Source organism: Amycolatopsis sp. NPDC005003 (genome assembly GCF_053600695.1).
The window spans coordinates 259,477-281,232 of the sequence record NZ_JBSGAI010000001.1 but is presented as its reverse complement, the minus strand read 5'-3'; the positions used below and the strand labels follow the sequence as shown (position 1 = coordinate 281,232).

The 21,756-nt window shown below is 72.3% G+C and carries 26 protein-coding genes; 15 read left to right on the top strand and 11 right to left on the bottom strand.

Translation table 11 applies throughout. The features are described from left to right. The first annotated feature begins 49 nt into the window (after positions 1-49). The 4 genes from dhaK (at position 50) to ACWED2_RS01340 (ending at position 4,235) form a co-directional block, all read left to right on the top strand. Complete coding sequence (dhaK, locus tag ACWED2_RS01355; RefSeq protein ID WP_449688433.1) at positions 50-1,051, top strand: dihydroxyacetone kinase subunit DhaK; 1,002 nt, start codon at positions 50-52, stop codon at positions 1,049-1,051. Next, positions 1,051-1,680: a dihydroxyacetone kinase subunit DhaL gene (dhaL, locus tag ACWED2_RS01350; RefSeq protein ID WP_449688432.1), complete on the top strand. Its 630-nt coding sequence runs from the start codon at positions 1,051-1,053 to the stop codon at positions 1,678-1,680. The genes dhaK and dhaL overlap by 1 nt, the downstream gene beginning before the upstream one ends. Then, positions 1,677-2,348: a dihydroxyacetone kinase phosphoryl donor subunit DhaM gene (gene dhaM, locus ACWED2_RS01345; RefSeq protein ID WP_449688431.1), complete on the top strand. Its 672-nt coding sequence runs from the start codon at positions 1,677-1,679 to the stop codon at positions 2,346-2,348. Before dhaL ends, dhaM begins: the two co-directional genes overlap by 4 nt. Before the next feature lie 120 nt (positions 2,349-2,468). Continuing rightward, a complete protein-coding gene (locus tag ACWED2_RS01340) occupies positions 2,469-4,235 on the top strand; it encodes a 3-hydroxyacyl-CoA dehydrogenase family protein (RefSeq protein ID WP_449688430.1) in 1,767 nt (588 codons plus the stop codon). Here ACWED2_RS01340 and ACWED2_RS01335 read toward each other — a convergent pair whose 3' ends face one another. The 4 genes from ACWED2_RS01335 to ACWED2_RS01320 all read right to left on the bottom strand — a co-directional run bounded on the left by ACWED2_RS01335 (position 4,236) and on the right by ACWED2_RS01320 (position 6,521). Further along, a complete protein-coding gene (locus ACWED2_RS01335) occupies positions 4,236-4,742 on the bottom strand; it encodes a hypothetical protein (RefSeq protein ID WP_449688429.1) in 507 nt (168 codons plus the stop codon). A 104-nt stretch (positions 4,743-4,846) separates the two neighbouring features. Further along, positions 4,847-5,242, bottom strand: coding sequence for a tRNA (N6-threonylcarbamoyladenosine(37)-N6)-methyltransferase TrmO (gene tsaA / locus ACWED2_RS01330; protein WP_449688638.1), 396 nt, complete (start codon positions 5,240-5,242; stop codon positions 4,847-4,849). 11 nt (positions 5,243-5,253) lie between these two features. Continuing rightward, a complete protein-coding gene (locus ACWED2_RS01325; protein WP_449688428.1) occupies positions 5,254-5,682 on the bottom strand; it encodes a nucleoside deaminase in 429 nt (142 codons plus the stop codon). Continuing rightward, positions 5,679-6,521, bottom strand: coding sequence for an LLM class flavin-dependent oxidoreductase (locus tag ACWED2_RS01320; RefSeq protein ID WP_449688427.1), 843 nt, complete (start codon positions 6,519-6,521; stop codon positions 5,679-5,681). Before ACWED2_RS01320 ends, ACWED2_RS01325 begins: the two co-directional genes overlap by 4 nt. A gap of 93 nt (positions 6,522-6,614) precedes the next feature. On the opposite strand from ACWED2_RS01320, the gene ACWED2_RS01315 reads away from it, so the two are divergent. Both ACWED2_RS01315 and ACWED2_RS01310 read left to right on the top strand, forming a co-directional pair. Further along, positions 6,615-7,079 carry an Lrp/AsnC family transcriptional regulator gene (locus ACWED2_RS01315; protein WP_449688426.1) on the top strand — a complete coding sequence of 155 codons (465 nt, stop codon included), beginning with the start codon at positions 6,615-6,617 and terminating at the stop codon, positions 7,077-7,079. Continuing rightward, a complete protein-coding gene (locus ACWED2_RS01310) occupies positions 7,063-7,587 on the top strand; it encodes an adenylate kinase (RefSeq protein ID WP_449688425.1) in 525 nt (174 codons plus the stop codon). The genes ACWED2_RS01315 and ACWED2_RS01310 overlap by 17 nt, the downstream gene beginning before the upstream one ends. Positions 7,588-7,589: 2 nt before the next feature. Here ACWED2_RS01310 and ACWED2_RS01305 read toward each other — a convergent pair whose 3' ends face one another. Then, complete coding sequence (locus tag ACWED2_RS01305; RefSeq protein WP_449688424.1) at positions 7,590-8,066, bottom strand: Lrp/AsnC family transcriptional regulator; 477 nt, start codon at positions 8,064-8,066, stop codon at positions 7,590-7,592. A gap of 58 nt (positions 8,067-8,124) precedes the next feature. Between ACWED2_RS01305 and ACWED2_RS01300 the strand changes: the two genes are divergently transcribed. Next, positions 8,125-9,243, top strand: coding sequence for a trans-sulfuration enzyme family protein (locus ACWED2_RS01300; protein WP_449688423.1), 1,119 nt, complete (start codon positions 8,125-8,127; stop codon positions 9,241-9,243). Between the two features lie 7 nt (positions 9,244-9,250). On the opposite strand, the gene ACWED2_RS01295 is transcribed toward ACWED2_RS01300, so the two are convergent. Then, positions 9,251-9,463, bottom strand: a complete 213-nt coding sequence (locus tag ACWED2_RS01295; RefSeq protein ID WP_449688422.1) for an FmdB family zinc ribbon protein — start codon at positions 9,461-9,463, stop codon at positions 9,251-9,253. A 45-nt stretch (positions 9,464-9,508) separates the two neighbouring features. Here ACWED2_RS01295 and ACWED2_RS01290 point away from each other — a divergent pair, with 45 nt between their 5' ends. The 3 genes from ACWED2_RS01290 to ACWED2_RS01280 all read left to right on the top strand — a co-directional run bounded on the left by ACWED2_RS01290 (position 9,509) and on the right by ACWED2_RS01280 (position 12,315). Beyond that, complete coding sequence (locus tag ACWED2_RS01290; protein WP_449688421.1) at positions 9,509-10,633, top strand: alkaline phosphatase family protein; 1,125 nt, start codon at positions 9,509-9,511, stop codon at positions 10,631-10,633. A 139-nt stretch (positions 10,634-10,772) separates the two neighbouring features. Next, on the top strand, positions 10,773-11,873 hold the full coding sequence (locus tag ACWED2_RS01285) for an NAD/NADP octopine/nopaline dehydrogenase family protein (RefSeq protein ID WP_449688420.1): 1,101 nt from the start codon (positions 10,773-10,775) through the stop codon (positions 11,871-11,873). 136 nt (positions 11,874-12,009) lie between these two features. Continuing rightward, positions 12,010-12,315 (top strand): hypothetical protein, encoded by a 306-nt coding sequence (locus ACWED2_RS01280; protein WP_449688419.1) that lies wholly within the window; start codon positions 12,010-12,012, stop codon positions 12,313-12,315. Between the two features lie 34 nt (positions 12,316-12,349). On the opposite strand, the gene ACWED2_RS01275 is transcribed toward ACWED2_RS01280, so the two are convergent. Beyond that, on the bottom strand, positions 12,350-12,889 hold the full coding sequence (locus ACWED2_RS01275) for a GNAT family N-acetyltransferase (RefSeq protein ID WP_449688418.1): 540 nt from the start codon (positions 12,887-12,889) through the stop codon (positions 12,350-12,352). On the opposite strand from ACWED2_RS01275, the gene ACWED2_RS01270 reads away from it, so the two are divergent. Then, positions 12,888-13,649, top strand: a complete 762-nt coding sequence (locus ACWED2_RS01270) for an alpha/beta fold hydrolase (protein WP_449688417.1) — start codon at positions 12,888-12,890, stop codon at positions 13,647-13,649. The two genes, ACWED2_RS01275 and ACWED2_RS01270, sit on opposite strands and share 2 nt — an antisense overlap. On the opposite strand, the gene ACWED2_RS01265 is transcribed toward ACWED2_RS01270, so the two are convergent. Continuing rightward, positions 13,637-14,452 (bottom strand): phosphotransferase family protein, encoded by an 816-nt coding sequence (locus tag ACWED2_RS01265; RefSeq protein ID WP_449688416.1) that lies wholly within the window; start codon positions 14,450-14,452, stop codon positions 13,637-13,639. The genes ACWED2_RS01270 and ACWED2_RS01265 overlap by 13 nt on opposite strands. 135 nt (positions 14,453-14,587) lie before the next feature. Between ACWED2_RS01265 and ctaD the strand changes: the two genes are divergently transcribed. The 4 genes from ctaD to ACWED2_RS01245 all read left to right on the top strand — a co-directional run bounded on the left by ctaD (position 14,588) and on the right by ACWED2_RS01245 (position 18,920). Next, positions 14,588-16,375 carry an aa3-type cytochrome oxidase subunit I gene (gene ctaD, locus ACWED2_RS01260; RefSeq protein ID WP_410616046.1) on the top strand — a complete coding sequence of 596 codons (1,788 nt, stop codon included), beginning with the start codon at positions 14,588-14,590 and terminating at the stop codon, positions 16,373-16,375. 118 nt (positions 16,376-16,493) lie between these two features. After that, positions 16,494-17,723, top strand: a complete 1,230-nt coding sequence (gene serB / locus ACWED2_RS01255) for a phosphoserine phosphatase SerB (RefSeq protein ID WP_449688415.1) — start codon at positions 16,494-16,496, stop codon at positions 17,721-17,723. After that, positions 17,720-18,499: a peptidyl-tRNA hydrolase gene (locus tag ACWED2_RS01250; RefSeq protein WP_449688414.1), complete on the top strand. Its 780-nt coding sequence runs from the start codon at positions 17,720-17,722 to the stop codon at positions 18,497-18,499. Before serB ends, ACWED2_RS01250 begins: the two co-directional genes overlap by 4 nt. A 16-nt stretch (positions 18,500-18,515) precedes the next feature. Further along, positions 18,516-18,920: an OsmC family protein gene (locus ACWED2_RS01245; RefSeq protein WP_449688413.1), complete on the top strand. Its 405-nt coding sequence runs from the start codon at positions 18,516-18,518 to the stop codon at positions 18,918-18,920. Here ACWED2_RS01245 and ACWED2_RS01240 read toward each other — a convergent pair. The 3 genes from ACWED2_RS01240 to ACWED2_RS01230 are packed head-to-tail and all read right to left on the bottom strand — an operon-like array spanning position 18,877 to position 21,614. Next, on the bottom strand, positions 18,877-19,164 hold the full coding sequence (locus ACWED2_RS01240; protein ID WP_449688412.1) for a hypothetical protein: 288 nt from the start codon (positions 19,162-19,164) through the stop codon (positions 18,877-18,879). The two genes, ACWED2_RS01245 and ACWED2_RS01240, sit on opposite strands and share 44 nt — an antisense overlap. A 1-nt stretch (position 19,165) precedes the next feature. Continuing rightward, on the bottom strand, positions 19,166-19,507 hold the full coding sequence (locus tag ACWED2_RS01235) for a hypothetical protein (protein WP_013229471.1): 342 nt from the start codon (positions 19,505-19,507) through the stop codon (positions 19,166-19,168). Between the two features lie 58 nt (positions 19,508-19,565). Next, complete coding sequence (locus ACWED2_RS01230) at positions 19,566-21,614, bottom strand: ATP-dependent DNA helicase (RefSeq protein WP_449688411.1); 2,049 nt, start codon at positions 21,612-21,614, stop codon at positions 19,566-19,568. Between the last annotated feature and the right edge of the window lie 142 nt (positions 21,615-21,756).

Here is a 21,756-nt window from a genome sequence, read left to right as displayed (position 1 = left end):
GGAGAGGTAGGAAGGGGGCACCCCACCCGCCGATGTGTCGGAGGCTGCCGTGAAGAAGATCATCAACGATCCGGCGAACGTGGTCGCCGAGTCGCTGCGGGGGCTCGCCGCCGCGCACGCCGACGTCCTTCGTGTCCAGTACGAACCGGACGTCGTGATCAGAGCCGACGCGCCGGTCGCGGGCAAGGTCGCCGTCATCTCCGGCGGCGGGTCCGGGCACGAACCGCTGCACGGCGGCTTCGTCGGCCACGGCATGCTCGCCGCGGCGGTGCCCGGCGCGGTGTTCACCTCGCCGACGCCGGACGCGGTGCAGGCGGCGGTCACCGCGACCACCGGCGAAGCGGGCGCGCTGCTCATCGTGAAGAACTACACCGGCGACGTGCTGAACTTCGAGACGGCCGCCGAGCTGGCCGCCGCCGAGGGCCTCGAGGTGCGCAGCGTCGTGATCGACGACGACGTCGCGGTCAAGGACTCGACGTACACCGCGGGCCGGCGCGGGGTCGGCGGCACGGTGCTGCTGGAGAAGATCACCGGCGCCGCCGCCGAGCGCGGCGACTCGCTCGACGCCGTGACCGAGCTGGCGCAGAAGGTGATCGGCCAGGTCCGGTCGATCGGCGTCGCGCTCACCGCGCCGACCGTGCCGCACGCCGGCACCCCCAGCTTCGACCTCGACGACAACGAGATCGAGTTCGGCATCGGCATCCACGGCGAGCCCGGCCGCGAGCGGATCCCGGCCGAGCCGGCCGACGCGCTGGTGGCGCGGATGGTCGAGGCGGTCGTTTCGGACCTGCCGTTCGCCTCGGGCGACCGCGTGCTGCTGTTCACCAACTCGATGGGCGGCACCCCGCTCGTCGAGCTCTACCTGGCCCACGGCATCGCCGAGCGGCTGCTGGCCGACCGGGGGATCCTGGTCGAGCGCCGGCTGGTCGGGCCGTACATCACCAGCCTCGAGATGCAGGGGATGAGCCTGACGTTGCTCAAACTGGACGACGAACTGACCGAGCTGTGGGACGCCCCGGTCAACACCGCCGCGCTGCGGTGGGGGCTCTGATGGCCTGTACCGCCGAAGGGGTCGCCGCGGCGGTGCGCGCCGCCGCGGCGGTGGTGGCCGAGCACCGCGTGGAACTGATCGACCTCGACCGCGCGATCGGCGACGGCGACCACGGCGAGAACCTCAACCGCGGCTTCGCGGCCGTCGTGGCCGCGCTCGATTCCGCGGTTCCGGACACGCCCGGCGGGGTGCTCAAGCTGGTCGCGACGACGTTGATCTCGAAGGTGGGCGGGGCCGCGGGCCCGTTGTACGGCACGGCTTTCCTGCGCGCTTCGGCCAAGCTGGGCGCGGCCAGCGAGCTGGACGTCCCGGCGCTGCTGGACGCGCTGCGCGCCGGCCTCGAAGGGGTGCAGGCCCGCGGAAAGGCCGTGGGCGGCGACGCGACCATGGTCGACGCCCTGATCCCCGCGGTGGCGGCCGCGGAGAAGGCGGCCGAGGGTGGCGGGGACATCGCCGCGGTGCTGACCGCGGCAGCCGATGCGGCCGACACCGGCGCCGAGTCCACTGTGGACCTCGTGCCGCGGAAGGGCCGGGCGTCCTACCTCGGCGAGCGCGCGGTCGGGCACCTGGATCCCGGCGCCCGCTCGTCGGCGCTGCTGCTGCGGGCGTTCGCGGAGGCCGCCCGGTGAGCGTGGGGATCGTGCTCGTGTCGCACAGCGCGAAGCTCGCCGAAGGCCTGGCCGAGCTGGCCGCCCAGATGGCGCCGGACGTCACCATCGTCCCCGCCGGCGGCCTCTCCGACGGCTCGATCGGCACGGACTACGACGAGGTCGTCGCCGCCACCCAGCGCGCCGGCTCCGGCGACGGCGTCGTGCTGCTCTACGACCTCGGCAGCGCGCAGATGACGGCCGAGCTCGCCGTCGAATCACTGGCCGACCCCTCGGCCGCGGTCGTCGCGGACGGCCCGCTGGTCGAGGGCGCGATCGCGGCGGCGGTCGCCGCGCAGGCAGGGCAGGATCGCCGCGCGGTGGCCGAAGCCGCCGCCGCGGCCGGCCTCCCCGAGGACCTGGCGCCCGTCGAGGCCCCGGCCGACGCCGCCGAGGTCGAACTGGAGCTGCACAACGAGGTCGGGCTGCACGCCCGGCCCGCCGCGGTGCTGGTGCGCACGCTCAGCGAATTCGACGCCGAAGTGACCGTGCGCCTCGGCGACCAGGAGGCCGACGGCCACAGCGTCCTGGCCCTGATGTCACTCGGCGCGCGCCAGGGCGACCGGATCCGCGTGCGGGCGCGCGGCCCGCAGGCGTCCGCGGCGCTGGAGAAGGCGAAGGAGCTGGTGGACGGCAATTTCGGCGAGTGAAGCCGACGTCGCCGACCGGGTGACTTGAGCGGTACTGACTCGATTCCGTCTGGGCTTCCGGCGGTGCGCCGTGGCAGTATCGAGGCCAATTACCAGCGAGTAACATCTCTGGAGGCCTCGATGGCGCGGGAAATCTCGACGGTCGGCGTGGTCGGCCTGGGCACCATGGGGGCCGGGATCGCCGAAGTGCTCGCGCGCAGCGGGCTCGACGTCGTCACGGTCGAGCTCGACGAAGCCGGCGTCGCCCGCGGCCGCGGCCACCTCGAGCACTCCACGGAACGGGCGCTCTCCGGCGGGAAGCTGGACGAGCCCGGGCGGGCGGCGCTGCTGGGCCGGATCAGCTACTCCACGTCGCTGTCAGACCTGTCCGAAGTGGACCTGGTGATCGAGGCGATCCCGGAGAGCCTCGAGCTGAAGGCCGACGTCTTCACCGAGCTGGACAAGATCACCCGGCCCGAGGTGGTCTTCGCGTCCAACACGTCCTCGCTGTCGATCACCGAGATCGGCGTGCACACCGCGCGGCCCGGCAAGGTCGTCGGCATGCACTTCTTCAACCCGGCGCCGGTGCTGAAGCTGGTCGAGATCGTCAAGACGGTGGTGACCGAGCCGGACGTGGTCGCCGAAGCCGTCGAGTTCGCCGAGCGCCTCGGCAAGGTGCCGGTGGTGATCGGCGACCGGGCCGGGTTCATCGCCAACGCGCTGCTGTTCGGCTACCTCAACCACGCCGTGCGGATGTACGAGCAGCGCTACGCCACGCGCGAGGACCTCGACGCGGCGATGCGCTTCGGCTGCGGCTACCCGATGGGCCCGCTGGCGCTGCTCGACCTGATCGGGCTGGACACCGCGAACGAAATCCTCGACACGATGTACCACCAGTCCCGCAACCGCCTGCACGCGCCGGCGCCGCTGCTCAAGCAGATGATCACCGCGGGCCTGCTGGGCCGCAAGACCGGCCGGGGCTTCTACACCTACGACGCCCCGGACTCGCCCACCGTGGTCCCCTCCGGTGCGGTGTCCACAGTGGAGGCGGTCCCGCCGCGCCCGGTGGCGCGGGTGGGTGTGGTCGGCACCGGGACGATGGCCACCGGCATCGCGGAGGTGTTCGCCAAGCGCGGCCTCGACGTGGTGCTGCGTGCCCGGAGCCTGGAGAAGGCGCAGGCGTCGGTGGCTCGCGTCAAGAAGTCGCTCGACAAGGCCGTGGTCAGGGGCAAGCTGTCCGAAGAGGACGCGGCGGCCGCGCTGGCCCGGATCACGCCGGTCACCGACTTCGAGGCACTGGCCGACGTCGACCTGGTCGTCGAGGCGGTGGCCGAGGAGCTCTCGGTCAAGCAGGCGGTGTTCGCCGCGCTGGACGAGGTGGTCCGCCCCGGCGCGGTGCTGGCGACGACGACGTCTTCGCTGCCGGTGATCGAGTGCGCGGCCGCGACCTCCCGGCCGTCCGACGTGGTCGGTCTCCACTTCTTCAACCCGGCCCCGGTGATGAAGCTGGTCGAGGTGGTGTCGACGATCGCGACCGCCCCGGACGTGGTGGCGACGGCGAGCGCGGTCTGCGCCGCGGTGGGCAAGCACGCGGTGCACTGCGGCGACCGCGCCGGCTTCATCGTCAACGCGCTGCTGTTCCCGTACCTCAACGACGCCGTGAAGATGCTGGAGGCCCACTACGCGGGCGCGGACGACATCGACACGGCCATGAAGGTCGGCTGCGGCCTGCCGATGGGTCCGTTCGAGCTGCTCGACGTCGTCGGCTTGGACGTCTCCCTGGCCATCCAGCGGACGCTGTACAACGAGTTCCGCGAGGAAGGCTTCGCGCCGGCGCCGCTGCTGGAGCACCTCGTGACCGCCGGCCGGCTGGGCCGCAAGACCGGCAAGGGCTTCAAGGACTACTGATCAGCTTCCCAGGCTCAGCGCGACTTTCCCGTTCCGCGCGTCTTCGGGCTGCACCATGATCCGGCCCCGGTGGGACACCTCGACGAGGTAGAACTTTTCGCTCGCCGGGACATTCGGCGCGGCGAGGGAAAACACACAGCTGCCGGCACCGTCCGGACGCCCGGTCCCGAGCGCTCCCTGAGAAAGCACGGTGCCCGCCGCGTTGTAGACGGTGACGGCCGTCCCCGTGGTGATGTCCGAGTAGCCGCCGGAGCCGCCGCACGTGCCGTAGCGGCTGTACAGCGTGAACGTGCCACGGAGATCGAACGCTGCCCCGGAGCCGCCGACCGGCGCGCTCGGCGAGTTCGAGTGGGCCAGATCCAGCCCGACCCACAGGGAACCCACCAGAGCTGCGCCCGCCGCACCCGCGCCAAGCAGGTGCCAGGGGTTCGTTCTGGTGCGCAACGGCGACACGGTCTGCTGCGGCGTCCACGGATCCGGCAGAGCAGGGTCCAACGCGTTCGTCATCGCGGCTCCTCCGTTCGGCGTTCGGGTGTTGCTCCGAACGCACGAAGGAGGTCGCGCGGCCGTGGGGGTCCGTTACCGCGGTGCCCGGATCGTGATGGCCTGGCTCAGCGCTCGGCCACCTCGCCGAGGACCGGTTTCACGTCGAGGACCGGGGTGCCGTCGATGGCCTCCAGGCCGGTGACCGTGAGCGTGCCGCCCTCGACCGCCGTCACCGTCACCGTGTGGAGGCCGATCGGGTTCGGGCGGTCCGGTGAGCGGGTCGAGAAGACCCCGGTGCTCGGGCGGTCCCGGTCGCCGCGCGGGTGGACCGACTGGACCTCGCGGTCCGCTTCGTGCAGCCACGTCAGCAGCACCAGGCGGTCGCCCGGCCGGAGGTCGGCCGCCGCCGGGGTGAACTTCGGGTCGAACACCACCCGGGACGGTGGCGCGCCCTCGTCGCCCTGCTTCGGGGCCGTCGCGCGGTCCATCAGGGGCGACTCGATGCGCGCCACCGGGCGCACCTGGTACTCCGTCACTGGTAATAGCCCTCGACCGGCACCCGGGCTTCGTCGAACAGGGCGGGGCCCTCCATCTTGTGGTGGCCCCACGTGAGCGGCGGGCGCAGGGTGAGGAACTGTTCGGTCGACAGCGCGTAGACGACGCGGCCGAGCCCGGACCGTTCGATCGCGCCGGTGCACATCCCGCACGGCTGGGTGCTGGTGAACATCGTCGTGGCCGCCGCCGTTTCCGGGTCCAGGTTCTGGGCCGCCCAGCGGGCCAGCTTCAGTTCCGGGTGCGCCGTGATGTCGTTGTCGGTCAGCGAGGTGTTGCGGTCCTCGGCCAGGATCTTCCCGTCGGCGTCGGCCAGCAGCGAGCCGAACGGTGGGTTGCCGTGTTCCTCGCGCGCTTCTCGGGCGAGCTCGATCGCCCGCCGCAGCAGGGCTTCTTCGGTGTCCTTCACAGGTTCTCCCTCCAGGACGCGGCCACTGCCGCGAGGTCTCGCCACGCCACCTCCGGGCGCAGCGTTTCGGCCGGGTCCGAGTCGAACGGGTCGAGCACGACGGTGTCCGCCCCCAGCGCCCGCAACTGCGCCAGATCGTCGAGGACCTGCTCGAGCGTGCCCTCACCGGCGCGCCGGTCCGGCCCGGTCACCGGCGCCGCCGTCAGCCGCAACAGGATCCGCGGCGCGAAGGCGGGCACCGGCCGGTCGCCCGCCAGCTTTTCCAGGCGCCCCAGCGTTTCCCGGAACCCGGCCATCGTCAGCCGCAGCGGGTGCCACGCGTCGCCGAGCTCCAGCGCCCGGCGCAGCCCGGCGTCACTGTGCCCGCCGAGCCACAGCGGGATGGGGCCCGCGCGGTAGTCGTCGCGCTCGGCCCAGGCCGCGCGGATCGCCCGCAGGTGTTCGGTGGTGAGTTTGCCGCGCTGCTCGAACGGCACGCCCAGCGCCTCGAACTCCTGCTTCGCCCAGCCGATCCCGGCGCCGAGCACGAGCCGGCCGCCGCCGCTGAGCTCGTCGAGGTTCGCCGCCATCCGCGCCACCAGCAACGGGTGCCGGTACGGCACCACCAGCACCGTGGTGCCCAGCCGTATCCGCCGGGTCACCCCGGCCAGCCACGACAACGTCGTGAACGGCTCGTAGAACGGCGCCGGGTACTGCCCGGCGACGTCCGGCGTGATGGCGACGTGGTCCGACACCATCAGCAGGTCGTAGCCGAGCCCTTCGACCGTCTGCGCCCAGGCGCGCAGCACACCGGGGTTCGTGCCGGGCCCGAAATTGGGGACGTTCACGCCGATCTTCACCCGGAAAGGCTATCGACGATTTGCCCGGATCCGGAAGGGAACGATCACGGCGTTCGGCCCGTTCCGCCGTGGATTCCACGGTATGTTCGCGGTATGACCGAGAGTCTCGATCCGACGGACTGGGCGATCCTCGTCGAGCTCCAGCGCGACGCCCGGCTGCCGCTCACCGAGCTCGGCCGCCGCGTGAACCTCAGCGCGTCCGCGGCCACCGAGCGTCTCCGGCGGCTGGAGACCGCCGGCGTGATCAGCGGCTACCGCGCGGAAATCGACCTCGGCAAGGTCGGCTACCCGGTGCTCGCCGTGGTCCGCCTCAAGTACCCGGGCAGCAGGCACGAGCCGTTGCACAAGCTGCTCGCCGAGCGTCCGGAGATCCTCGAATGCCTGCGCACCACCGGCGACGACTGCTACACGCTCAAGATCGCCGCCGCCTCGATGGCCCACCTCGAGCGCACGGTCGACGAGCTGTCCCAGTTCGGCAGCACGACCACGAACCTCGTCTACAGCCAGACCCTGCCCTACCGCGGACCGCGGGAGCCCGCCCGTGACCTCGACGCCTGACCGCATCGTCATCGTCGGGGTGACCGGTTCGGGCAAGTCGACGCTCGCGGCCCGGATCGCCGAGCGGACCGGCCTGCCCTACCACGCCGCGGACGACATCGGCTGGCAGCCGGGCTGGGTCGGCACCCCCGACGACGAACAACGCCGCCGGATCGCCGAGGTGTGCGCCCAGGAGCGCTGGGTCCTCGACGCCGTCTACAGCAAGTGGCAGGACATCGTGCTGCCGCGCACCCAGCTGGTCGTCGGCCTCGACTACCCGCGCTGGCTTTCGCTGGGCCGCTTGGTGCGCCGGACGTTCGTGCGGTCGGTGACCCGGCAGCGGATCTGCAACGGCAACGTCGAGTCGCTCCGGCAGGTGTTCTCCGCGGACTCGATCATCCGCTGGCACTTCCGGTCGTTCGCGCGCAAGCGGGCCCGCATCCGGGCGTGGGCCGCCGAGCCGCCCGGCCCGGCCGTCGTCCGGCTGACGTCCCCGCGCGAAACCCGCCGCTGGCTCGAGACGCTCTGAGCTCACGCCCCCGGTGGCAGCAGCGGGCCGCCGCTCCAGTGCTGGAACACCAGGTTCGTGTGGACGCGGGCGACCTCGTCCCGTGCGGTCAGCTCGTCGAGGACCAGGCGCTGCAGCTCGCCGGCCGAGCTGGTCGCCACGTGCGCGAGGAAGTCGTCCGGCCCGGTCAGGTGGTAGACCGCGCGCACCTCCGGCAGCGAGAGCAGGTGCTCGACGAACGGGTCCACCAGCGGCCGCCGGTGCGGGCGGACCTGGACGAACAGGAACGCCTCCAGCGGCCGGCCCAGCTTCGCCGCGTCGACCGACGCGTGCTGCCCGGTGATGACGCCGGTGTCCCGCAACCGGGCGACGCGGTCGAGGCAGGTCGACGGCGCGATGCCGACCGCGGCCGCCAGGTCCTTGTTGGTGACCCGGGCATCGTTCTGTAGCAGGCGCAGGATTTCCAGGTCGACCGGACTGAGTTCGACGGAAGCGGACATCATCGAATTATATCCGAGAGCGTTGCCCGCGACCCGGGGAAAGCTCGACCATGCTGCCATGACTTCCTCGCTGCGCACGCGGGCCGTCCACGCCGGCCGTGACGATCTCACGGACCTCGGCGTGCACGCCGCTCCGCTCGACCTGTCCACGACCTACCCGTCCCGCGACAGTGCCGCCGAAGCCGCCCGGATCGACGCCTTCGCCGCGGGCGCCGAACTCGACGGGCCGCCGATCTACGGCCGGGTGGGCAACCCGACCGTCGAACGCTTCGAGCGCGCGCTCGCCGAGCTCGAAGGCTTCGACCACGGCGTCGCGTTCGCCAGTGGCATGGCCGCCGTCTCGGCATGCCTGCTTTCCGCGGTGTCGCAAGGGAAACGGCACGTCGTCGCGGTGCGCCCGCTCTACGGCTGCAGTGACCACCTGCTCGAGTCCGGGCTACTCGGCACAGAGGTCACCTGGGCCGCGCCCGACACCGTCGCGGCCGCCCTGAGGCCGGACACCGGCCTGGTGTTCGTCGAGACGCCGGCGAACCCGACCCTGGCCGAGGCCGACATCGCCGCGTTGGCTCGTGCCTGTGGCGAGGTGCCGCTCCTGGTGGACAACACGTTCGCCACCCCGGTCCTGCAGCGCCCGGGCCGCCACGGAGCCCGCATCGTGCTGCACAGCGCGACGAAGTTCCTCGGCGGCCACGGCGACGTGATGGGCGGGATCGTCGCCTGCGACGCGCCGGAAGCCGCCCGGCTGCGGCAGATCCGCTTCGCCACCGGCGGCGTGCTGCACCCGCTCGCCGGATACCTGTTGCTGCGCGGGCTTTCCACGCTGCCGCTGCGCGTCAACGCGGCCTCGGCGACCGCGGCGACGCTGGCGTCCCGGCTCGGCGAGCACCCGGCCGTGACCGCCGTCCACTACCCGCGGATCGGCGGCCCGCTGGTGGCGTTCGAGGTCGACGGCGACCCGCACGCCCTGATCGGGGCCGTCCGGCTGATCACGCCGGCCGTCAGCCTGGGCAGCGTGGACACGCTGATCCAGCACCCGGGCTCGATCAGCCACCGGATCGTCGACGAGAACGACCGCCGCGGCGCCGGGGTGTCCGACCAGCTGATCCGGCTCTCGGCCGGCCTCGAGGACGTCGAGGACCTGTGGGCCGACCTGGAGCAGGCGCTGAAGGCGCGCTGAGCCCGGGTCAGCCGCAGCAGCCGCCGCCACAGCAGCCACCGCCACCGCCGGCCGGGGCCGCGGGACCGCTCGCGGCCCCGGTGAGGGCGACCGTGGTGAGCAGCTTGACGGTGTCGGCGTGGCCCTCCGGGCAGGCCGCCGGCGCGCTGGATTCGCTCATCGGGCGCAGGAGCTCGAAGGTCTCGGTGCACTCGCGGCAGCGATAGGCGTAGGTCGGCATGCCGCGATTATCGCCGGAGGCGCCCGGGGATGGGAAGCTGGGCGCGTGCAGCCGCCCTCGCCCGCCGACGTCCCGCACCTCGGCCAGGTCGTTCCGTCCCTGCTCGCCGCGCTCGGGGTGCCCGGCTGCGGGAACGCACTGGCCTTGCCGGAGGCCCGCAGCGCCGGGGTGCTGCTCGTCGACGGGCTCGGCTGGGAGCTGCTCGCCGAGCACGCCGCGGACGCCCCGGTGCTGACCGAGCTCGCCCGCGAGCCGCTGCGCGTCGGCTTCCCGTCGACGACGGCCGCCGGGGTGGCCGCGATCGGCACCGGGCTCGCCTCCGGCGAGCACGGGATGGTCGGCTACACCTTCGAAATGCCCGGCGCCGGCGTGCTCAACGCCTTGCGCTGGTGCAGTCACGAAGACGGCAGCGACCTGCGGGGCGCCCTCCCGCCCCGCGAGGTGCAGCCGCTGCCGACGACGTTCGAGCGCGCCGCCGCGGCCGGCATCGACGCGGCCGTGGTGTCGTCCGCCAAGTTCCGGGACACGGCCTTGACCCTGGCGACCCAGAGCGGAGCGCAGTACGCCGGGGTCCACGCGCTGGGCGACCTCGCCGCGCGGACGTTGTCGGTGCTCGACGGGCGCGCGTTCTGCTACGCCTACCACAGCGAACTCGACCTGCTGGGGCACGTCTACGGCCCCGGTTCGACCGCCTGGCGGATGCAGCTGCGGCAGATCGACCGGCTCGTCGAGTCGCTTGTGGACGGTCTGCCGGCCGGTGCGCTGCTGGCGGTGGTGGCCGACCACGGGATGGTGACCGTCGACGACAAGCTCGACCTCGAAGACGCCCCGGAGCTGCTCGCGGGTGTCCGGACGTTCGGGGGCGAGGTGCGGGCCCGGCACGTCTACACCGAGCCGGGCGCGGCCGCGGACGTCCTCGCGGCCTGGCGGGAGGTGCTGGGCGAGCGGGCCTGGGTGCGCTCCCGCGAGGAGGCTGTCGCCGAGGGCTGGTTCGGGCACACGGTGAGCGACCGGGTGCTGCCGCGCATCGGCGACGTCGTCGCCGCGGCCCGCGACCGGTTCGGGATGGTGCGGGGGCTCGCGGAGGCCGTGGAGACGTCGCTGGTCGGGCAGCACGGGTCGCTGACCAGTGCCGAGCAGCTGGTGCCGTTGGCCTTGGCCCAGGGGTAAGCCCGTACCGGAACGGCGAACTCGCGTACCCGGAGGGGCGACACGGGCGCCCGGTCTCCGGGAACGTGCCCACGCGGGAACTTTCGCCTTCCGGGCGCCGACCTGTCCACTGCGTACCGGACTGACGGGAGTGGGCGGAATGAGCGTGCTGGACGGGATCGGGGTCGTCGGAGCGGGCGGGGAGGGGCGGGCCGTCGCCGCGTACCTCGCCGCCCGGGAGCTGCCCGTGCACCTCTACACGCGGGATCTCGGGGCCGTCGGGGAGATCGCGCGTCGCCGGGAGATCGTGGCGCGCGGGGTGCTCGACGGGCGGTTCGCGCTCCGGGAGGTGACCGCCGACCCGGCCGGGCTGGGTGCGCGGGCCGTCGTCCTGGTCGCCACCGTGACCACGGCCTATCCGGACGTCGCCGCCCGGCTCGCCCCGCACCTGCGTCCGGGGCAGGTGGTGGTGCTGTTCTCGAGCAAGCTCTGCGGGAGCGTCGAGTTCGCCCACGCGCTCGCCGCCGCCGAAGCGCCGGACGTCGACGTCGTGGAGACCGATGCGCTGTTCGCCGCCCGGCCGTCCGGAACCGACGGTGTCACCGTGCTCGGCACCAAGGGCTGGAACCTGGTCTCCGGCAGCAGCGAGGCGGCCGTCGCCCGGCGCGCCGGGCTGCTGCGCGAGTGGTTCCCGATGCTGGAGACCGCGCGCAACCCGGTCGAACGCGGCCTGCACGACTTCGGTGCGGTCGCGCACGTGCCGATCGCGCTCGCCAACCTCGGCACCATCGACCGCGCGGAGGAGCTGCTCTTCTACGTCGAAGGCGTCTCGGCCCGGACGGTCGCCCTGCTCGAACGCACCGAGGCCGAGTTCGCCGCCGTCGCGGCCGCGTACGGCGCCCGGCTGCTGCCCATGACCGAGGTCCTCGACCGCTACTACGGCTGCCCGGCCACGACGTTGCTCGACGCGCTGCGGACGGTGAAGCCGTACCGGACGATCGCCGCGCCGACCAGCCTCGACCACCGGTTCCTGACCGAGGACATCCGCTCCACGCTGGTGCCGCTGCAGGCACTCGCGCGGTGCGCCGGCGTCGCCACGCCGATGGTCGACGCCGCGATCACGATCATGTCCGTGCTCGGCGGGGAGGACTTCCGCCGGACCGGCCGGACACTGGGCCGGCTCGGCTGGGACGGGCTCGCCCACGACGCGATCCTGGACCGGCTGGGGGCGGGTAGCCGGACGGCGGACCGCGCGGCCTGAGCCCTGACGGGCATCACCCGTGACGGGAGGGGCATCACACGTGATTGGAGAGACGACACGCGTACCTGGGTGGACGACACGCGTGGCGGGGCGGTCGGTTGGTGGGCGTGTCGTGGGTGGCGGTTACCGTTTGGGCGTGCCACGACGCAACCGCCCCGGCCGCCGTTCGGACGGTGGGCCGCCCGAGCGGGACCTCGGGGCCGCCACCGGGTGGGCGCGGGCCGAGTCCGGGGCGGACGGGGACTGGCTCGTGCGGACCGTGCCCGGGAGCCAGGCCACCAAGGTCTACCGCTGCCCGGGGTGCGACCACGAGATCCGGCCGGGGACGCCGCACCTCGTCGTCTGGCCCGCCGACGAGACCGGATCCGTCGCCGACCGCCGGCACTGGCACCGGGCCTGCTGGGAGGCGCGGGCCCGGCGACGGCCGCACCGCCGCCGGTGACTTCGCTCTGGAGTTGTCAAACAACGCCCGGCGCTCAGCGCCGGTAGTGCCTCGACATCGCGCCCTCGTACAGCTCCTCCGTGTACTCCGTGAAGCCGAGGCGCTCCGCCACCCGCAGCGACGGCTTGTTCGCGATGCTCACGCTGGCCAGCACCGGCACGGACGGCAGCTCGCGGGCGCACCACGCCAGGACCGCCTGCCCCGCCTCCACCGCGTACCCCTTGCCCCACGCCGACGGTCGGAAGCGGTAGCCGAGGTTCAGCACCTTTTCGCCGTGGAACTCGCGCACGCGGACGCCGCACATGCCGAGCACCTCCGTGCCGCCGCGCTCGAGCACCGCCGGGTAGCCGAACCCGTGCTCGGCCCAGTGCGCCAGCCACCCCGAAAACATCTCGGACGCCTCGGTGACCCCGGGTGGCGCGGGGTTGAAGCGGTTGGTGCGCGGGTCGGTGTGGATGTCGACCATCGCCTGCCGGTCCGCCTCGGTGGGCGGACGCAGCAGGAGCCGGCCGGTTTCGATGTCGGTGAACACATCGGCGAAGCTAGCGATGGGGTCCGACAAAATGAGGCGCATGACCGAACTGCCGCTGGTCCTCCTCCACGCCTTTCCGCTGGATTCCCGCATGTGGAACGCGGTGCGCGAGCCCCTCGCTTCACACCTTCGAGTGATCACTCCGGACCAGCGCGGGCTCGGCCGCTCGCCGCTGCCGGAGACCGACCGCGAACCGAGTCTCGAAGACGCCGCCCGCGACGTCGTCGCCCTGCTCGACCGGCTGGACCTCGACCGCGTCGTGCTCGGCGGCTGCTCGATGGGCGGCTACCTCGCGATGGCCGTGCTGCGGCTCGCGCCGGAGCGGGTCGGCGGGCTCGTGCTCATCGACACCAAGGCCACGCCGGACACGCCCGAGGCGGCGCAGACCCGGCTGGACGTCGCGGCCCGCGTCGAGCGCGAAGGCACCGAGACCTGGCTCGCCGAGGCCAACCTGCCGAACCTGCTGGCGAAAGCGACCCACGAGCAGCGGCCCGAGCTCGTCGAGACGGTCCGGGAGATCATCGAATCCCAGCCGCCCGCCGGGATCTCCTGGACGGCGCTCGCCCTGCGCACCCGGCCCGACTCGCTGGACCTGCTGCGGAACGCGGAAATCCCGGCGCTGGTCATCGTGGGCGAGGAAGACCGGATCACCCCGGTCGCGTCGGCGAGCGAAATCGTCGAGGTCATGGACGGCGCGACGCTCGTCGTGCTGCCGGAGGCCGGTCACCTGACCCCGCTCGAAGACCCCGCGGGCGTGGTCGAGGCGATCCTCTCCTGGTACCCCGCCACTCAAGAGAAGTAAGCGGCGAGAGCGGAGCGGGCTTCGGGCAGCCGGTGCGGGAACCGCTGGGCGATGACGAAGCGCCAGGCGACGGCGAAGAGTTCTCGCAACCGCGTGTATGCGCGAAGGGCCTCGTCGGACACCGAGCCGGGGTAGGCGGCCAGGTACTCCGGGCCGCCCTGCCGGGCCAGGATGCCGAGGTCCCAGGCGAGCGGCCCCAGCCAGGTGTCCTCGAAGTCCAGCCAGCAGGGCCCGGACGGCGTCGCGATCAGGTTGCCGGGGTGCGCGTCGCCGTGCAGCGGCCGGGCCGGGGCGTCCGGCAGTTCCGCTTCGATCCGGGCGGCTTCCGCGCGTAGGCGGGGGTCGAGGCCGAACCGCCCGAGCAGTCCCTCGAGCTCGGAAAGAGGCCCGCGGCGGGGCAGTTCGCCCGGGTACTCGAGCAGGGCCGCGTGCACTTCGGCGAGCGAACGCGCGACGACGTCCGGGCTGTACCGGTGGTCCGGATCGTGCGGGGTGTGGTGCCAGAGCGTGACCGGCAGCCCGTCCGCGAAATGCGGCCCGGCCGGGGGATCCGTGGCAGGTGAGACGACGAGCACACCACGGTCCGTGAGGAACCTCGAGAGTGCAACGTCCCGCGCCAGCCAGGCCGACGGCTCCGGGCGGAGCAGCCGGGTCGTCGCGGGCACCCTCGCGACCAGCGGACCCAGCCTCACCAGCACGTTCGACCGCTCGTGGAGCACTTCGGGGTCGTGGCCGGGCAGGCCGAGCCGGGCGGTCACGGCCTGCGCCGCGCGCACCGCCGCACGGGTGTAGTCGTCGGCCACGCCCCGATCTTGCCAGCCGGTGCGCGCGACTGTCGGTAGCGAGGGCTACGATCCCCCTAAGCCGCCGGACCCGGTCTTCCCGGGCCCCGGTGGCGCGACGATGACCACCACAAGGTTTCAGTGTTGGAGGCAGGAGTGACGGCCGTAGCCCCCAAGCCGATCGCCACGCGCCCGTACCCCGCGCGCGAGTCGGTTAAGGGTTCGTACCTGCTGCGGTTGTTCCGCACGACGGACCACAAGCAGATCGGGATCATGTACCTGGTCACGTCGTTCGCCTTCTTCATGGCGGGCGGCGCGATGGCCATGCTGATCCGCACCGAGCTGGCGCGGCCCGGGCAGCAGTTCCTGTCGCAGGAGCAGTACAACCAGCTGTTCACCATGCACGGCACGGTGATGCTGCTGCTGTACGCGACCCCGATCCTCTTCGGCTTCGCGAACTTCGTCCTGCCGCTGCAGATCGGTTCGCCGGACGTCGCCTTCCCGCGGCTGAACGCGTTCTCGTACTGGCTGTACCTGTTCGGCGGCCTGATCGTGATGTCCGGCTTCCTGACCCCGGGTGGCGCCGCCGACTTCGGCTGGTTCGCCTACACCCCGCTGTCGGACGCCATCCACTCGCCGGGCGTCGGCGCCGACCTCTGGATCTCCGGCCTGATCGTCGGTGGTCTCGGCACCATCCTCGGCGCGGTCAACATGATCACCACCGTGGTCTGCCTGCGCGCGCCGGGCATGACGATGTACCGGATGCCGATCTTCACCTGGAACATCCTGGTCACCAGCATCCTGGTCCTGCTCGCCTTCCCGATCCTGACCGCGGCCCTGATGGGCCTGCTGGCGGACCGGCACCTCGGGGCGCACGTGTTCGACCCCGAAAACGGCGGCGTGATCCTCTGGCAGCACCTGTTCTGGTTCTTCGGCCATCCCGAGGTGTACATCGTCGCGCTGCCGTTCTTCGGCATCGTGTCGGAGATCTTCCCGGTGTTCAGCCGCAAGCCGCTGTTCGGCTACAAGAGCCTGGTCTGGGCGACGCTGGCCATCGCGGCGCTGTCGGTCGCGGTGTGGGCGCACCACATGTACGCCACCGGCGCCGTGCTGCTGCCGTTCTTCTCCTTCATGACGTTCCTGATCGCCGTCCCGACCGGCATCAAGTTCTTCAACTGGATCGGCACGATGTGGAAGGGCCAGCTGTCCTTCGAGACGCCGATGATCTTCTCGATGGGCTTCATCGTCACGTTCCTCTTCGGCGGCCTGACCGGCATCCTGCTGGCCGCGCCGGCGATCGACTTCCACGTGTCGGACAGCTACTTCGTCGTCGCGCACTTCCACTACGTGCTCTACGGCACGATCGTGTTCGCCACCTTCGCCGGCATCTACTTCTGGTTCCCGAAGATCACCGGCCGGATGATGGACGAGAAGCTCGGCAAGTGGCACTTCTGGACCACGTTCATCGGCTTCCACGGCACGTTCCTCGTCCAGCACTGGCTGGGTGCCGAGGGCATGCCGCGCCGGTACGCGGACTACCTGACCAGTGACGGCTTCACCACGCTGAACACGATCTCCACGATCGGCGCGTACATCCTCGGTGCCTCGACGCTGCCGTTCATCTGGAACGTCTTCAAGAGCTACCGGTACGGCGAGATCGTCACGGTGGACGACCCGTGGGGCTACGGCAACTCGCTCGAGTGGGCGACCTCCTGCCCGCCGCCGCGGCACAACTTCACCGAGCTGCCCCGGATCCGCTCCGAGCGGCCCGCGTTCGAGCTGCACTACCCGCACATGATCGAGCGCATCCACAAGGAAGGCGAGATCGGCTTCTTCGGGAAGCAGAAGGTCAACAGCCACGCGGCGCCGTCGCAGCTGCTCACCGAAGCGGTGATCCCGGGAGACCACTCCAAGGACAACGCGAGCGAGCAAGGCGACAAGTAGCTCCACCTGATCGAGTGAGCGCGTGCCCGGCTGATGTGAAGCCGGGCACGCGCTCTACTTATGTCCGGCCCCGGACCGGCAGACTGGCCGTGCAGCGTTGCCGAACGAGGGATGACCAGTGACCCAGACCCCCGTCCTGATCACGACGACCGGCCCCGACAAACCGGGTGTCTCGTCCGTGCTGTTCGCCGTGCTGACCCGGCACGACGTCGACGTGCTCGACGTCGAGCAGGTCGTCATCCGCGGGCAGCTCGTGCTCGGGGTGCTCGCCGGCGTCTACCGCGACCCGGAGGGCCTGCAGGAGGCGGTCGAGCAGGCGATGGCGTCCGTCGGCATGCAGGTCGACGTGAAGATCGGCAGCGCGATCGGCGACGACCCGTTCGCGCTCGGGCGCCGCGACTCCTCCCACGTGCTGGTCGTCCTGGGCCGCCCGGTGACCGCGCGGGGCTTCTCGGAGGTCGCGCGCCGGCTGGCCGCGCTGGGCGCCAACATCGACGCGATCCGCAGTGTCGCCGACTACCCGGTCACCGGGCTCGAGCTGTACGTCTCGGTCCACGAGGACAGCATCGACGCGGACGCTGCGCTGCGTTCCCAGCTCGCGGACGCCGCCGTCGAGGCGGGGGTCGACATCGCCGTGGAGCGGGCGGGCATCATGCGCCGGGCGAAGCGGCTCGTCGTGTTCGACGTGGACTCGACCCTGATCCAGGGCGAGGTCATCGAGATGCTGGGCGCGCACGCCGGGGTCGAGCCGGAGATCCGCGAGATCACCGAAGCGGCCATGCGGGGCGAGCTGAACTTCACCGAGTCGCTGGAGCGGCGGGTCGCGCTGCTGGCCGGGGTGCCCGCGACGGCGATCGAGCAGGTCGCCGCGTCGCTCGAGCTGACCCCGGGTGCCCGCACCACGATCCGGACGCTCAAGCGGATGGGCTTCCGCACCGGCGTCGTCTCGGGCGGCTTCACGCAGGTCATCGCGGGTCTCGCCGAAGAGCTGGGGCTCGACTTCGCCGTGGCGAACGAGCTCGAAATCGTGGACGGCCAGCTCACCGGGAAGGTCGTCGGCGACGTCGTCGACCGCGCAGGCAAGGCGAAGGTGCTTCGCCGCTTCGCCGCCGAGTACGACATCCCGCTCGAGCAGTGCGTCGCCGTCGGGGACGGTGCCAACGACATCGACATGCTTTCGGCCGCGGGGATGGGGGTCGCCTTCAACGCGAAGCCCGCGCTGCGCGAAGTGGCCGACACCGCGCTGTCCCACCCGTACCTCGACGCCGTGCTGTTCATGCTCGGCTTGACCCGCGGCGAGGTCGAAGCGGCCGACGCCGCCGACGGACTCGAGTTGATGCGTCCGTGAGCAGCGTTCTCGACCCCCTGGGCGCCCGCTACGCCTTTTGGCTGGGGCTTCCGGCCGAAGACACTTCGGACACCTCCGACGAGCTCCCGGAGGAAGTCCGCGCTATGCCGGTCATCCTCCGCATCGAGCGGGCCGAGCCGCCGGGCCGCACGCCGCTGCTGGAGGCGGCGGCCGCGGCGGCGGTGGCGGTGTGCCTCGACGAGCGGGCCCAGCCCGGCGGCGAGTGGGCCGAGCCGATGCACGCGTGGCTCGACAACCGGATCCGGAAGGTCGCGCGGCGGGCGCGGGGCGCGCACTGGGCGGCCGTCCAGGACCTGCCGGGCGTCACCGTCGAGGTCGACGGCGCCGAGGCGCGGGCGCTCGTGCCGGGGCTGGTCACCGAGACCCCCAAGGACGTCGCACGGCTGCAGATCTCCGGCAGCGAGCTGCCGCCGGACGAGCCGGGCCCGCTCCCGGACGGCGTCCCGCTGCTGTTGCTCAACCCGCACGTGCCGATGACCGTCGGCAAGGGCGCCGCCCAGGTCGGCCACGCGACGATGATCCTCGCCGCGTTGCTGGGCGACGCGGAGCGGGCCGCCTGGGCCGATCGCGGGTTCCGGGTCGCCGTGCGCACGGCGACGCCCGTGCAGTGGAAGGAACTGCACCCGGGCGACGACCCGGAGGGCGCGTGGCGGCGCGACCGCGTGATCGCCGTGCGGGACGCCGGGTTCACCGAGGTCGACCCGGGCACGATCACGGTTCTCGCCCAGTGGAAGCCGGAACAAGCGGCCTCCTGACCCGGTTGGAGCGGGCATGACTCTGGAAGTGGAACGCACGGGCGAGCACGCCTTCGTCGGGCGCAACGAGCGCGGCGCGGAGGTGCGGCTGGGGCGCAAGGGCGCCGAAGGGGCGTTCTCGCCCGCCGAGCTGCTGCAGATCGCGGCGGCGGGCTGCAGCGCGGTGACCGCGGAAGAGCTGATCACGCGGCGGGTCGGCGAGGACGCGAAGTTCCGCGTCGCCGTCACCGCGGACCGGCGTGAAGGTGCTTCGGAGCTGGACGCCGTGCACGTCGCTTTCGACGTCGACGTGTCGGCCTTGACGGCGGATCAGCGGGACGCGCTCGCCGGCGCCGTGGATCGCGCGATCGAGCGGCTCTGCACGGTGAGCCGCACGCTCAAGAAGGGGATCCCGGTGACCGAGGAGTTCCCGGCTGACTGAGGTACTTCGGCAGCTCGAGCCGATCGGCGGCTTCGGCGAGCTTCTCGCGCTCTTCGTCGTTCATGAACGCGGTGAGGGTACCGCAGTCCAGGCAGGCGCGGCCGTAACCGACGGCGAACCTCGGGGTGCGGGAGAAGAGCTTCGGCGCCGCGTACCTCAGCACCAGGCTGAACCCGGCGGGGTCGTAGGCGCCCAGCTCGCCGAGCGGCCCGAGGCGCTCCGAACCGCAGACCGGGCAGCGCACGTCAGTTCTGGCCGGATTCCCAGACGACGTACGCCTGGTCGGCGTCGGTCGTCATGGCCTCGATGAACTTCTCGTTGTCGAAGCCCGGGAGGGCCTGCAGGCGCTCGATCAGCGCGTCGGCCGCCGGGTCGCCGCTCGGCACCGCCGTGCCCTTGCCGTCGGTGCCCACCAGCATGAAGAAGACGTCTTCGTTCCACGGGCCGTCGGGGATGACCCGCACCATCACCGACGACAGGCCGGCCCACGTGACGGCCTCTTCGCTGCCGTCCGCGAGCCGTCGCCGCACGCCGGTGTCGTCGACGCTGACGGTCCGGGACTGGGCGCTGGACGAATCCTGGGTCAACCGGTGCTCCCTTATTGCTTCGGTGGCTTCACCGTACCGGGCGATGCTGTGGACCGCGTCACGCGGGCGCGGCTGCGTCCAGCCGGCGCAGTGCTTCCCGCACCACCTTCGGGTCCATCGTCGGCCAGAACGGCGGCAGCGACGCACGCAGGAAGCCGCCGTAGCGGGCGTTCGCCAGCCGCGAATCCAGCACCGCCACCACTCCGCGGTCGCTGACCGCCCGGTGCAGCCGCCCGGTGCCCTGCGCCAGCAGCAGCGCCGCGTGCGTGGCCGCCACGGTGAGGAACCCGTTGCCGCCGCGGGCTTCCACCGCGCGCTGCCGCGCCGAGGACACCGGGTCGTCCGGGCGCGGGAACGGGATCCGGTCGACCACCACCAGCTGCAGCGACGGCCCGGGCACGTCCACGCCCTGCCACAGGCTCAGCGTGCCGAACAGGCACGTGCGGACGTCCTCGGAGAACTTCTGGACCAGCAGGGACGTCGCGTCGTCGCCCTGGCACAGGATCGGGAAGTCCAGCCGCTCGCGCATCTCCTCGGTGGCCTGCTTGGCCGCCCGCATCGACGAGAACAGCCCGAGCGTGCGCCCGCCCGCCGCCTCGATCAGCTCGGCCAGCTCGTCCATTGTGGACGAAGTCAGGCCGTCGCGGCCCGGCGGCGGCAGGTGCTTGGCCAGGTACAGGATGCCGTTGCGCCGGTGGTCGAACGGCGAGCCGACGTCCAGGCCGGTCCACTTCGGGCCCGAGTCGTCCGATGGCGCTTCCTTCTCCGTCGCGGCCCCCGGCGCCTGCTCCACCCGGGCCGCACCCGGCGGGAGGCCCCACTGGCGCGCCATCGTGTCGAACGTGCCGCCCAGGGTCAGCGTCGCCGACGTCAGGATCGTCGTGTGCTGGTTGAACACCCGCTCGCGCAGCAGGCCGGCCACGCCCAGTGGCGCCACCTTCAGCGCCGGCGGGCGCGGGTTCGACGAGTACTTGTCGCCCGACAGCCAGACGACGTCGCGCTGGTGCGCCTGGTCGTCGTCGAACGCCTCCAGCAGCCGGACCGCGGTGTCGTGCACCTCGTCGAGCAGCGACCGCGCCAGCTTGCGCGCCGTGGCCCCCTCGACGTCCTCCTTGCGGTCACTGCCCAGCGCCGTGATGCACGCGTGCGCGGCGTCGCGGACCGCCGGGATCGCGCCCTGCAGCGGCCGGGGCAGCTCGTCGAGCCGGCCCGCGGGCAGGTCGTCGACGATCAGGGCCAGCCCGTCACCCGCCTCCAGCAGCCGGTCGGCGACGTCGGCGTCGATGAGCTTGCCGCAGCGGCGCGCGGCCGACGCGCACATCGCGCTGGTCAGCTCGCCGGTGGCGACCGAGGTGACCCGGTCGACCAGGTCGTGGGCCTCGTCGATGATCACCACGTCGTGGTCCGGCAGGACCTGGTAACCCTGCAGCGCGTCGATGGCCAGCAGCGCGTGGTTGGTGACGATGACGTCGGCGCGGCCGGCCTCGGCGCGGGCCTTTTCGGCGAAGCAGTCCGTGCCGATCGGGCAGCGCGAAGCGCCGAGACATTCCTTCGCCGTCACCGAAACCTGGCGCCACGCCTGGTCGGAGACGCCGGGCACGAGCTCGTCGCGGTCGCCGGTTTCGGTGTCCGAGGCCCACTCCCGCAGCCGGGTGACCTCCTTGCCCAGCCGCGACACCGCGAACGGGTCGAAGAGCTGCGCGTCCTCCGGCTCGTCCGGCGCGCCGGAATCCAGCCGGTGCAGGCACATGTAGTTGCGGCGGCCCTTGAGGATGGCGAAGGTCGGCTCGCGGCCGAGCGGCTTCTTCAGCGCCTTCGCCAGCCGCGGGAGGTCACGGTCGACGAGCTGGCGCTGCAGCGCGATCGTCGCCGTGGAGACCACGACCGTGGCCTCCTTCTCGACGGCGTGGCGGATCGCGGGCACGAGGTAGGCCAGTGACTTGCCGGTGCCGGTGCCGGCCTGCACGGCCAGGTGCTCGCCGGTGCGGATGGCGCGGCCGACGGCGTCGGCCATCTGGACCTGCCCTGGGCGCTCGGCACCGCCGACGGACTCCACCGCGTGGGTGAGGAGTTCGAGGACGCCGGGGAAATCGGTTCGGGCGGGCACAGCGACACATTAGCCGCCACCCCCGACAAAGATCGGTGCTCCGTCGCGAACGGGCCACTCGCGCCGCTCGGAGGGGGTTGGGCTGGGGCGGTGGGGAGGGATGGCTGGGCACGCCGAGGGAGGGCGGGCGCGCCGGTAGGAG